The sequence below is a fragment of the Bacillus sp. D48C genome (assembly GCF_053345735.1).
This window is the reverse complement of record NZ_JBKFAQ010000006.1, coordinates 275033-287613: the sequence shown is the minus strand read 5'-3', so window position 1 is coordinate 287613 and position 12581 is coordinate 275033. Positions and strand designations below refer to the sequence as shown.

Sequence of the window (12581 nt, the reverse complement as noted above, 5' to 3'; positions counted from 1 at the left end):
TTAATTTGTTAAATATTAAAATACTTATTACAATTCCTTTCTAAAACTTACAAATACATGCAAAATAGACTGCTGGTTTATTTTTTAAATTGTAGTATACTTAGTCATTATTTTGATTTTTCTAACAAAAAGGAGATACAATGTTCTATATAAAACAACTATTACATTTCACTTACGAGCAAGCATTATCCTGTTTATTCCCAGTCGTTATTTTCTTAACACTAGCCCTATCAAAAATCATTTCCATCCCAGGGTTATACCGCTATGATTTCATACTCATCGTATGTCTTCTTATGCAGTGGATTATGTATAAGACTGGACTTGAGACGAAAGATGAACTAAAAGTAATTACTGTTTTTCACCTTATCGGGCTTTTACTAGAAATATATAAAGTACATTTCGGTTCATGGAGTTATCCAGAAGAGGCATATTCAAAAGTTTTTGGAGTTCCACTTTACAGTGGCTTTATGTATGCAAGTGTTGCCAGTTACATATGCCAAGCGTGGAGAAGATTACATTTACAAATGTACCATTGGCCGAGGGCTATTTTTGCTATACCGCTAGGCGCTATGATTTACTTTAATTTTTTCACACATCATTTTCTATATGACTTTAGATGGGTATTAACTGTACTTTTATTCATCGTTTTCTTTCGGACATTTGTAGAATTTTCATTACGAGGCGTTACATATAAAATGCCACTCGTTCTCTCCTTTTTCCTTATTGGGTTCTTTATTTGGATTGCAGAGAACATCGCAACATTTTTCGGAGCATGGCAATATCCAAATCAACGGGAAGCGTGGAATCTCGTTCACTTAAGCAAAATTAGTTCATGGTTTTTACTCGTTGTTATTAGCATTATGATTGTTACACAACTCAAACATTTGAAAGAGTCGAAAAAATAATGCTGATTATGTAAAAATAGTTAGCCCATCACTCATTAGAAAGTGATGGGCTTTTTTACCTTCCTTATTAAAGTAGTTACATATTATGAGCTACTACTAGCAGAAGATGTTGCTGCAGATGAAGCGGCAATCGTTGCCATCATAGCTGCTTGTTGTGCTTGTATGAGGACTTCTATCATAGTTTGTAAACCTGTGTTGGTAGCTTTACTTTCCTCACCTTTCTGACTTACGAACAGTTGAATAGCAATAAGAATATTCGCATCTGCATGCCAACGGAATAATTTCTCCCCCTGCAGTTTTTCAATCAACGCTTTAATAGCATAAATCTCTTTTTCTCCATCTTCAAGTAACGCTAGTAGCCCGATTGCTGGATAATGCATCTGTTTCACTTTTACCTTTTCTTGTTTTAACAAATTCCATATGTTTGTACATGTTGCAACTAACATTTCTTCACGGACATCCTTCTTTAGTGAAAGAATATGACTTAAAAACTGAAGATCATTCCCTTTACGCAAACCAGCTTTCGCTAGTTTCTGATACAGACGTTCTACACGATCCATAAGTGTTTCTACATTCTCTGATTGTCCTGCTAATAAAACCGCGAGCGGATAATCATTTGTACTTGTAAGAAAGAGGTGATCCTTTTTCATGCGTTTATATACTTGCATCGAACGCTGAATGTGCGCGCCATGCTGTTCATTTTCTTCTGTTAAAAGCACAGCTGCTGCGAGATAAGTAAATATACTCCGGCTAAAGCCACTAGTGACCAATTGTTCATATAAATCTAAAAACGTCCGAAAAGCTTTCTTGTAATCTGTAAAGTGAATATCTAATGTTGCGGCCACTACAAAACGATGATAAGACTTTAAGTATGAAAACATCCCTACCTGATTCTTAATATAACTACTAATTTCTAAAAAACGTTCGAGATTAAACAATTTATCACTACCTGCATACATAGCAGCAATCATCATTCCTGTTCGAGAATCACTCGTTTTCCATTTTAGTTCTCCCTTTAACTGTACATATGTATGTTTATATTGCTCTAACTTTTGCTCTAATGTAATCATAGTATTCACCCCTATTTCTAGTTCTTCTCTATCATTATACTTATATTCCATATTTAGGAATACTACAATTAATAATCACAACCTAAAAAATTATAAAATTCTCTAATCCTTCTTCATCAGCACCACGATGATAATCCCTAATCCTTCACGAAGTTATACAAAAAAGGTAGATAATAATTTATCTACCTTTTTTGTATATATTATTTAACATTACAACTGTATTGCTTGTTATATGCAATTAAGACTAAAGAGCTTTAATAATACGTTCCATCGCTTTCATTTGCCCAATATGATCAGCTTCATGATAAAGCATCATACCGTAAAGCTCCCCTACTGTTTCCAATCCTAGGAATGGCTCTGGCAGTTTATTTTCAAATGCTTCTGCTGGAATTTCGTTAATACGTTTTGCTTGTTCTTTTAATTGAGCCGTTAATACTTCTAACGATGGTCCTTCTGTTTTCCAATTAGATGGTCGTGATCCATACCCAAACATACCTGGATATTCAGTTGGTAATTGTTTGAATTCTTTTCCAAACATGAAAACCTCTGCTGCCGTTAACACATGACCGATATGCCAACGAATTGTATTGTTAAAACCCTCTGGCTGCGTATCCGCAGTTTTATCATCTAACGTTTCCATAAATTTAAGTAACGCCCCGCGCGTTATTTCAAATTGTTTTAAACCCACTAGTCTATTCATTTTATCGTTCCCCTTCTTGATGTACAATTTATTATGAACTAAGAATGTTCAACTTATTAACGTTTCACCTTGTTTAATCTATCAGAAACGATTAAGAAAAACATCTAATATGCTTAGTAAAAATAATTAAAAGGTTCACCCCTAATAAATATAGAATTACTTACTACACAGTTAGTTTAGTAAATAATAGAGGAGTGTCAATTACATGTTACATGTTTTAAAACAACAATATGATCTTATTAGCTCTACAAGAGAAACTCTATTTTCGTTTTTGGAAGAAATCCCACTAGAAAAATTACATAGCACTGTTCCTAATTTCGGGAGCGGTAGCATTATAAAGACGCATATTCATGTAGCCGATTGCTACCGATACTGGCTTGGATCAGCTTCGTTATTATAAACTGCTGGACGAGTTACAGTAACTTTCGCCCAAGCCGTCTTACACGTCGTGCTAAATTTTAATTCTACATAAGAATTTGAATCTATCCATTTCTTCTCTTTCGTTACTGCGGATTGATCACAACTATTATAATAAGGACTTTTCCCATCATATGAATGATCTTCTGCATATGCTTTATCGCTATTAATCGTGCTAAACATACTAGTTACAACGAGTAAAGATAGCAATAAACATGCACTCGTCTTTTTTAAAAGTTTCATATAATTTCACTCCTTTATTAGTAACGTGCTGTTTTCCCGTAACCGTTATTAAACGTAACTGCTTCAGCATCTGCTGTGTATCCGAAATCAGCAGTTAAATCAAATACCATTCCTGTATAAGTGCTCGTTTGACCTGTTTTTATTGTGCCGTTCCCCTGATTAGAAGTAACTGATTTTTGGAATACATCATTTTTGTATTTATTTACAACAGCGTACGCGTACACTCCTCCCGAAACAGCTGGTGCTGGTTAATCTAACACAAACTTAGCCCATGCTGCATGACATTTATTACTGTAACGTAAATACACTGTCCCCACTTTTTTACTACCTTCATAAACTGCTGTAGACTTTGCATTAAATCCATCTGCATCACATGTTGTACTTCCCCCGTATACTTTCGTTGTTGCTGGATTTTTCCCGTCATAATAACTACTTAAATCAGTAGCTGCAAATGTACTTCCTTGAAAACTAAATAATACACCTATACTTGCCGCACTTAACACACATACTTTCATTAACTTTTTAAACATTTTAAATTCCCCCTCACAATAAGTACGTATACTAAAGACAAGCTATACTGCTATGTAAGCCCTCCTTTCACTCTTCCTAGAGGCATCTTACAGAAACGAATAAACGTTGTAAATTCCCTGATGATTATTGGAATATACGAAGAATTTTACTTATCCTTGTAAGAAAAAAGTTGAGAAATACACATTTTATAGCATTCTATATTTAAAACATAAAAGAACCGATACTTGTTATATTCAAGCATCGGTTCTTTATACAAAATTGCCATTTTTTCTTTTATATAAAATAAATATTTCTCCACTTAATCCGTTGTAAAAAACTCCCTTGTTACATCAATAAATTGCTGCAGTGGTGCTGTCATCCATTTATCTTTATGCCAAGCAATTTGTGTATAAATCGATGAAATTGCATTTTCTAAATGTAACTCTTTTATTGTCCCTTCTCTTATATCTTTTTCTACTACTATCGCTGGTAGAACAGCTATACCTAAATCTGCAATAACACATTGTTTAATTGCCTCGACACTAACGAACTCAATTTTATTTGCTGGATACACATCTTCTATACGAAATAGTTCTTCAAATAAAGTCCGATACGAGCAGCCTAATTCTGTTAGTAGAAGTGTTTCACTCTCTAAATCTTTTATAGAAACTGAAGGTTGTTCAAGTAAACGATGCGTAGGAGCAGCTACTACTTTTAATTCTTCTTTCATAAGTGGTTCCACATGTAAAACATCTTCTGTTTTACATTCGTCCAAAATAAATGCAAGATCTACTTTCCCCTCCATCAATTGTTCCTTTGCATCTTTATTGGAATGTGCTGGTTTAAATATAAGTTTTATTTGAGGAAATTGTGCTTTAAACCTCTTTAATATAGAAGGCAGTCTGTATGTACATTGACTTTCTTGTGCACCAATTATTAACGTACCTGCTATTTCCTCATCATCTTTCACGGCCGTCTTTGCTTCTTTACTAAGTGCGATTATCTTGTCCGCATATAGTTGAAACTTTCTTCCTGCTTCAGTTAAGAAAAGGCGTTTTCCTAATCTTTCAAATAACGGTGTACCAAGCTCAGCTTCTAACGTTTTAATTTGTGCCGTTACGCTTGATTGGGCAAAATTTAATTTCTTTGCAGTTTGTGTAAAATTCAAAGTGTCTGCTGCTACTTTAAATGTAATTAATTGTTTTATCTCCATTTATCATCCCTCTTTTCAATCGATATTTCCGATTGATTTCATCAAAATAATCCTCTTTGCCTATTGATATTTGTATTGTATGATAAAGAGCATCGACAAACAATACAAATGGAGGGATTCCATATGAAAGCACTTTGTTTCGAACAGTTTGGAAATCCAGATGTACTACAATATAAAGAAATACATGATCCAATCATAAATCCAAATGAAATTCTAGTCCGCACGAAAGCAATCGGATTAAACTTCGCTGATATTTATAGACGCCGCGGCGATTATCATCTTGCTGGCAATCCGCCTTATGTATTAGGTTATGAAGGAGCTGGAATTGTTGAAAAAGTAGGAGCTGACGTTACTACTATCAACCTAGGAGACCGTATTGCATTTGCGGACGTCCCATTTGCAAATGCAGAACTAGTTGCCGTTCCATCTGAAAAAGTAATCCCACTACCAGATTCTATTTCTTTTGAAACAGCCGCTTCTGTCTTATTACAAGGATTAACTGCACATTATTTAACGCAAGATAGCTATCAACTAAAACAAAGTGATATAGCTTTAGTACACGCTGCAGCTGGTGGCGTCGGTCAACTTCTTGTTCAAATGATTAAACTATATGGTGGAAAAGTAATTGGTTTAACGTCATCAAAAGAGAAAGCAAAGATAGCTACATTAGCTGGTGCCGATCACGTATTTTTATATAACGAAGAATGGCATACGAAAGTACTTGAAATGACTAATGGAACTGGAGTAAATGTTGTATATGAATCAGTAGGTTCTACATTAGAGGACAGTTTTAACGCTACTAAAATTGGCGGTACTGTCGTATTTTACGGAATGGCTGGTGGTAATCCTGCGCCAGTTGATCCACGTATGCTTATGGATACTTCAAAAACTTTAACTGGCGGAGACCTTTGGAACGTTCTTACCACTTATGAAGAACGTAAAAAACGATCTACTCAATTATTCGATTGGATCGCAACTGGCAAATTAAACATTGAGTGCCCTACTACATTCTCCTTACAAGATGGTGCTCTTGCACATAAATTATTAGAGAGCAGAAAAAGTACAGGGAAGATTTTATTAATTCCATAATCGTTCCAATAAGAAAAGGAAGCTAGATTTCTCTACCTTCCTTTTCTTATATCTCTTGGAGATTTAATTATATTTCCACACTTTCTTTCCCTTTTGCAACATAACTCATATCTCCAACCGACTCGACTGTATATGTTCCATCTTGGTATACAATCTTCGTCACACTAGCATTTTCCACCCCAAGTTTTGTTTTGCTACTGTCTAACATTTCTATTAAGGTAGTAATCAAAAGCCCATGAACGACAACTAAAACGTTACCGCCACCATTTCCAGCAGCTTCTTCACTAATTTTATCTATCTCAGCTTTTATACGAGTAGAAAATAATTCCCAATCTTCCGCCTGTTTTGTAGGATCTGCTACTCTAATAAGATTAATCACTTCTTGAATAGAAAACTTCATAAGTTCTTCTGGTGATGGAACGCCTGCAGCTTTTCCAACCACATCCCACATATTCTCAAGTTTTTCACCTTCAAAAATACCGAAATTTAATTCTCGCAAATCTTTTCTTTGCTCAAGTTTTAATTTTGATTGCTCACTATATTTTAATACTAAATTAGCAGTTTCAATCGCTCGGCCACTATCACTACTATACGCATTCATAAAATGAATATCTTTTAATCCTGTTCCTAAATTTGTGGCAACTTCAACACCTTTTTCTACTAATGGAGAATCAGCCCAACCTTGCGCGCGATGATTCGTATTTAATATTGTTTTACCGTGTCTTGTAACATATAACGTAACTGCATTCTCATTGCTATCTGTTTCTCGCTTATTCATTCTATTCTCTCCCTTTACGTTTCTATCTCAATTTTACCACCTCAATTATTCATTGAGCAAAATATACGTCAGTAGATCCGCTTAATAAAAAAAGCTATCTTTCTGTATATCCATACAAAAAGATAGCATCTTTTATGATTACATTTCTTAACCGTTACTCCTACTCAGCAAAAGCACTCGAATACTGAACAACTCCTTCTACACCTTGGAGAGCGTTCTCTCTTAGCTCCATCGCCATAAACACTTCTTCAGGCACTTCAAACGGTGCTTTTACATTCCACTCACTTGCTTTCTTAAAACCAAATTTCGGGTAGTACTCTGGATGTCCTAATACTACAACTGATCCGTATCCAAGTTCTTTCGCTTTTTCTAAAGCAGCCGTGATCAGTTTTCCGCCAATTCCTTTCTTCTGATGGCCCCTAGCAACTGAAACTGGCGCAAGTGCTAACGATTCTACAGAAGTTCCATCTTGTTCTATTGTAATTTTCGATAACATAATGTGACCAACTATATCTTCATCTACCGCAACAATTGATAACTCCGGAACAAACGCGTCACATTCTCTAATACGTTTTACAAGTTCATGTTCTGTTTTATCACTAAATTCTTCAAGTAAAAATGCTTCTTTTACGACTTCTTCTGTTTTTCTATAATCATTTTTTTGTTCTTGTCTAATCGTTACCATTTTAACTTATCCTCTATTCTTTCTTATTTCTTTTTGAATTTTACGCAGTGCTTTTTTCGATCCGCGCTCAATATCGTGTTGCATTTTTCTTTCTTTATAATCAACAAATAGTGTATTTAAATCGTATCCTTCTGGATATAACTCCTTCGCTGCTACTTCTAAAGTAATACGTTTTACATTTACTTCAACGAATTCACCGTTATAATATACAACAACGTTATAAAAATTATCTTTTTCCTTATAGATGATACCAAAATCATCATAATCCAATAAATTCACACGATCGCCGATTTTGTACTCATAATGAGATTCTCTTTTTTCTTGTACAAATTTCGGTTTTCTAATTTTACTTTCATTCACTTTTTCTAAAGCGTACTCTTTATTTCCCATGTACTCTTTCGCTCTTTTCAGTACATGTTCTTTTACGCTCATTTTATTCGCAATCCAAAGTGCATTACTTTCCCCTGATTTTCCGATAACTAATTTATAAAGCGGCTCTAACGTTTCACTATTAAATTGCATCGCTGCATTCATAAAGTCATCGTGCATTTCTGAGAATCGTTTAATTTCTCCGTAATGCGTACTCGCAACGGTAATACATCCCGCAAGGTACAATTCTTCTAAAATAGAAATTGCAAGTGCTGCACCTTCATTCGGTTCTGTACCGCTCCCAATTTCATCAAATAATAGCAACGTATTATTATTTGACATCCTCATAATCTCAGAAAGATTTTTCATATGAGACGAAAATGTACTTAATGCATTTTCAATACTTTGATTATCACCAATATCTACGAATACATTTTCGAAAATAGCGATTTCTGTACCTCTATCTCCTGCAATATGAAGGCCTGACATTGTAGCTAATGTTAACAATCCAATCGTTTTTAACACAATTGTCTTTCCGCCCGCATTCGGCCCTGTAATAATTAAACTACGATACTCTTGACCAATTTTAAAATGTAACGGTACAACTTGCCCTGTTAAAAGCGGATGCTTACAATTCACTAAATGAATGTAGCCATGATCATTTAACTTCGGCTCTATTCCATCAATCGATTTACTAAACTTTGCCTTCGCAAATACCATATCATACTGACTAATTAGCTCCATGTTAATCTTTATACTATAAATGTTTTCTAACACCATTCCTGATAACGTCGCTAAAATCTGATACTCTTCAACCGCTTCTTCTGCTTTCAAACCTGCTAATTCTGCATTCAATTTCGTAACCGTATGCGGTTCTATAAATACAGTAGAGCCTTTTGCCGAGGCTTCAATAATACTTCCAGCAACTTGATTTTTATAGGAAGATTTAATTGGAATCGTATAACGGTCATCCTTTTTACTAATAAAGAATTCCTGAATGAATTTCTTATTTGCACTACTATTTAAAAATTTCATTAAACGTTCTTTTATTTTCCCATCTACAGAATCAATATTATTTCGAATTCGCTTTAACTCTTTACTTGCAGCTACATCAATACTATTTCCTTTAATTGAAAAGTTAATTTCCTCTTCAATACTTTTATATTCAGTCATTGAATTTGCATAAGAAGCTAATACTGGTGCAAAAAATTCTTTATCTAACATAAACTTTTTAATCTTTCTACATCCACGTAAAAAGTCTGAAACACTTACTAATTCTTCTGGATCTAAAATCATCCCTTTTTCTAATTTTTGAATTGTACTAGCAATATTAGAAATGCCGAAGAAAGGAACATGCCCCTCTGCATCTAATATAGCTCGTGCTTCTGTCGTTTCATTCAAGCGATTTCTCACTACTTTTAGACTCGTACTCGGCTCTAATTTGTTTAATAATTCCTTACCTAATCCACTTACACAATAAGATTTCACTATATCCTTTAATTCGTTATATTGTAACTTTTCAAAAGTCATCGTATTCATTTTGTTTCTCCTCACTATGATTGATTTTTATCATAAATGAAGATACCTACTCATTAGATTCCAATGAGTTCTACATTATTCAATTACCATTTTTATACATTAAAAATATATACAAAAAAGCTGCGGGGATACCGCAGCTTTTACATTTACAAGGCATGTGTAATAACATATGAGGAAATAAGCCATAAAAAAATAGATGGCAGTCCCTTATTACACGCTTTATAAAGTATTGTAGGTATCTTCATAGGTATCGAAATAAATCCATGACAAAGTTAGGGGTATGGTATACATAAAAATCCCCTGTTCTTATCTGACTTATTTCATTAAATTTTTCCTATTTAGTACCTACCGCACTCACAAAAAGCACCTCTCATTAATTTATATTATAGTCATTGAAATCTAATTTATTGAAATCATCATACTATATGTTACGTGAGAAGTAAAGGTGTCATACTTAAGTAGTACGTAACTGTACGCTTCAATATCACTTAAACTAGACCTATATTTGCTGAGGAAAAATTATAGAAGCGGCTCCGCTATTGCGAATGTCATTTACTTCCTCTAATACATTTAATAATTATGACAAGCAATGATAGGAGGTTTACTATATGAATGAAGAATATAATACTTTACATGGACCTGCTCTGGAACCAAATTTAATCGGTCCCACACTACCATCAATTCCACCATTTACTTTCCCTACTGGACCTACTGGAATCACAGGCCCTACCGGTGCGACAGGTTTTACTGGAATCGGAATAACTGGTCCCACCGGGGTTACAGGTCCTACCGGAATCGGAATAACTGGCCCCACTGGGGTTACAGGTCCTGCCGGTATCGGAATAACTGGTCCCACTGGGGTTACAGGCCCTACCGGAATTGGAATAACTGGTCCCACTGGCGCAACTGGTTTAGGGATTCTTCCCGTATTTGGAACAATAACTTCTGAAGTAGGAATCGGTTTTTCAGCAGTAGTTAATACAAATGTCAACTTTACCATTCCAGGACCTGTTAGTGGAACTACTCTAAATCCAGTAGACAACTCCATTACAATTGATACCACTGGTGTATACTCTGTATCCTTTTCAATCGTATTTGTAATACAAGCTATTTCGTCTAGCATATTAAATCTTACAATAAACGATTCCATTCAATTCGCAATTGAAACACGAGTTGGTGGTGCTTCTGGGGTAAGAGCCACATCCGCCAGAACTGATCTATTACCTTTAAACCAAGGAGATGTTCTTCGATTACGAATAAGAGAAGCCACGGGTGACATTATTTATTCCAATGCATCTCTTGTTGTTATAAAGGTCGACTAGTTCTTTTATTACAATAAAGATTCAGGAAAAATAAATATGCACCATATAAAAAGGAGAGGAAAACTTATATTTCAGTCTACCTCTCCTTTTTCATCACAAAATTACTGCTGAACATATATGGAAACTGATCCTCCACTTACTTGGAACTGCCCCCACCCGTCCTTATTAATTGTTACAGTATTTGTTTGATTACCCGTAATATCGTACCATACTTCCCCTACGTTATTCTTTCCAACATCCATCCACTTTGCCCCTCCTGGTCCATCAGAGATTAACGTTGCTAAACCAGAATTAGCATGCACACTATCACCTTCTCTTGTCCAGCCAATCACATCTGGATGATCAAAATAATCACGCTGCGTACCATATGCAAAGTTTTTTCGTGCCGTCAAAATCGAATCAATTTTGTCCTTTAACGCTGGAATTTCATAGTTACTATTTCCTTTTGTACCATAGTAATCACCATAGAAAACAGAAGGATATCCCTCTGCACGCGTTAAAATAAATGCATATGCCAACGGTTTGAACCAAGGGCTCACTACAGATTCCAATGACTGACCAGGCTGTGAATCATGATTTTCAACTAGAGTAACCGCAAGTGTAGGATGATTCGCAACTACCGTTCCTTTTAAAATATTTCTCATATCATAATTTCCATTTCCTGTTGAAGCATAATGAAAATTATAATGAAGTGGCGCATCGAACACAGATTGATTATAATTGACCTTCGCTAAATAATTATTTAAAGTCTGGATATCATTTTGCCAATATTCAGCTACTGTAAACATGTCTTTCCCCGTTTGCTGTCTAACATGATTTACCCAATCGCGCAAATATTCATGATCAATATGTTTAACAGCATCTAAACGAAAGCCATCTAAATTTAATTCCTTCGCATACCACGTTCCCCATTTTTTCATTTCATTCGCAACATCTGGATGATCAAAATCAAGATCCGCGTACATCAAATAATCATAATTCCCATTCTCGCTAGACACTTCCCAGTCCCACGCTTTACCTATGCCCCTAAATTTATAAATTCGGTTTAATTTCTTTCCTTCATCCCAATCTGTTCCGTCAAAATGATACCATTTCCATTTGAAATTAGAATAAGAATCTCCACGCCCTGGAAAGTTAAATCCTGTCCAAGCACTAATTTCATAATCACCTGATACTTCAACATTTCGATTGCTTGGGTCTACCTCAACTGCTGTGACAGTTTCTGTATAATCAGCCCCACCTTTATGATTCATAACTACATCACCGTATACATCGATGTTTTTCTTATGTAAAGCGTCAATTGCAGACTTCAATTGTGCTTTCGTCCCATATTTCGTCCGCACTGTTCCCTTTTGATTGAATTCCCCCAAATCATATAAATCATATGCCCCATATCCTACGTCATTTTGCGTAGTTCCTTTATATGCAGGTGGTATCCAAACAGATGTAATTCCTTTTTGCGCTAAATTTTCAGCATCAGTACGCAAACGATTCCAATGATCCCCATCATTCGGAGCATACCACTCAAAATACTGCATTAACGTTCCATTGTTAACTGTATCTGCATATGCTTTACTCCCCTCATATATACTAGGTAAAAACATAACAACTGACAATCCGACTATTGTTACTCTTTTAAACATCTGTACACCATCCCCTTCTAAGAAAGCGTTTGCATAGTTTATCAGAATTATTATAATATTCGTTCCACCGTTAGTAAAGTAGCAATCTCTCACTCTCC

General features: G+C 35.1%; 10 protein-coding genes and 3 pseudogenes. 4 read left to right on the top strand and 9 right to left on the bottom strand.

Going from position 1 to position 12581, the window contains the following annotated elements; translation table 11 throughout:
- Nucleotides 1-140: 140 nt before the first annotated feature.
- Nucleotides 141-905: a DUF817 domain-containing protein gene (locus ACLBXA_RS17395; RefSeq protein ID WP_000499382.1), complete on the top strand. Its 765-nt coding sequence runs from the start codon at nt 141-143 to the stop codon at nt 903-905.
- Between the two features lie 83 nt (nt 906-988).
- On the opposite strand, the gene ACLBXA_RS17390 is transcribed toward ACLBXA_RS17395, so the two are convergent.
- Together ACLBXA_RS17390 and ACLBXA_RS17385 are read right to left on the bottom strand one after the other, a co-directional pair.
- Nucleotides 989-2026 carry a DUF4003 domain-containing protein gene (locus tag ACLBXA_RS17390; RefSeq protein ID WP_003309751.1) on the bottom strand — a complete coding sequence of 346 codons (1038 nt, stop codon included), beginning with the start codon at nt 2024-2026 and terminating at the stop codon, nt 989-991.
- A gap of 193 nt (nt 2027-2219) precedes the next feature.
- The gene (locus ACLBXA_RS17385; protein ID WP_447617342.1) at nt 2220-2675 is read right to left on the bottom strand and encodes a DinB family protein; all 456 of its coding nucleotides are present in this window, start codon (nt 2673-2675) and stop codon (nt 2220-2222) included.
- 205 nt (nt 2676-2880) lie between these two features.
- Between ACLBXA_RS17385 and ACLBXA_RS17380 the strand changes: the two are divergent.
- Nucleotides 2881-3060: pseudogene (locus tag ACLBXA_RS17380) on the top strand (DinB family protein); the annotation flags it as partial.
- On the opposite strand, the pseudogene ACLBXA_RS17375 reads toward ACLBXA_RS17380, so the two are convergent.
- The 3 genes and pseudogenes from ACLBXA_RS17375 to ACLBXA_RS17365 all read right to left on the bottom strand — a co-directional run.
- A pseudogene (locus tag ACLBXA_RS17375) lies at nt 3057-3335 on the bottom strand (DUF2690 domain-containing protein); the annotation flags it as partial. The pseudogenes ACLBXA_RS17380 and ACLBXA_RS17375 sit on opposite strands and share 4 nt — an antisense overlap.
- Before the next feature lie 17 nt (nt 3336-3352).
- A pseudogene (locus ACLBXA_RS17370) lies at nt 3353-3865 on the bottom strand (YjfA family protein).
- 299 nt (nt 3866-4164) lie between these two features.
- A complete protein-coding gene (locus ACLBXA_RS17365; protein ID WP_000403873.1) occupies nt 4165-5058 on the bottom strand; it encodes a LysR family transcriptional regulator in 894 nt (297 codons plus the stop codon).
- 123 nt (nt 5059-5181) lie between these two features.
- Here ACLBXA_RS17365 and ACLBXA_RS17360 point away from each other — a divergent pair, with 123 nt between their 5' ends.
- Nucleotides 5182-6147: a quinone oxidoreductase family protein gene (locus ACLBXA_RS17360; RefSeq protein WP_000645236.1), complete on the top strand. Its 966-nt coding sequence runs from the start codon at nt 5182-5184 to the stop codon at nt 6145-6147.
- Between the two features lie 67 nt (nt 6148-6214).
- Here ACLBXA_RS17360 and ACLBXA_RS17355 read toward each other — a convergent pair whose 3' ends face one another.
- The 3 genes from ACLBXA_RS17355 to ACLBXA_RS17345 form a co-directional block, all read right to left on the bottom strand.
- On the bottom strand, nt 6215-6925 hold the full coding sequence (locus ACLBXA_RS17355) for a histidine phosphatase family protein (RefSeq protein ID WP_001042048.1): 711 nt from the start codon (nt 6923-6925) through the stop codon (nt 6215-6217).
- 160 nt (nt 6926-7085) lie between these two features.
- On the bottom strand, nt 7086-7610 hold the full coding sequence (locus ACLBXA_RS17350) for a GNAT family N-acetyltransferase (RefSeq protein ID WP_000256473.1): 525 nt from the start codon (nt 7608-7610) through the stop codon (nt 7086-7088).
- A gap of 6 nt (nt 7611-7616) precedes the next feature.
- A complete protein-coding gene (locus ACLBXA_RS17345; protein ID WP_001095201.1) occupies nt 7617-9518 on the bottom strand; it encodes an endonuclease MutS2 in 1902 nt (633 codons plus the stop codon).
- Between the two features lie 608 nt (nt 9519-10126).
- Here ACLBXA_RS17345 and ACLBXA_RS17340 point away from each other — a divergent pair.
- A complete protein-coding gene (locus tag ACLBXA_RS17340; protein ID WP_001001586.1) occupies nt 10127-10840 on the top strand; it encodes an exosporium leader peptide-containing protein in 714 nt (237 codons plus the stop codon).
- A 101-nt stretch (nt 10841-10941) separates the two neighbouring features.
- On the opposite strand, the gene amyS is transcribed toward ACLBXA_RS17340, so the two are convergent.
- A complete protein-coding gene (gene amyS / locus ACLBXA_RS17335; protein ID WP_079245791.1) occupies nt 10942-12483 on the bottom strand; it encodes an alpha-amylase in 1542 nt (513 codons plus the stop codon).
- Nucleotides 12484-12581: the final 98 nt, after the last annotated feature.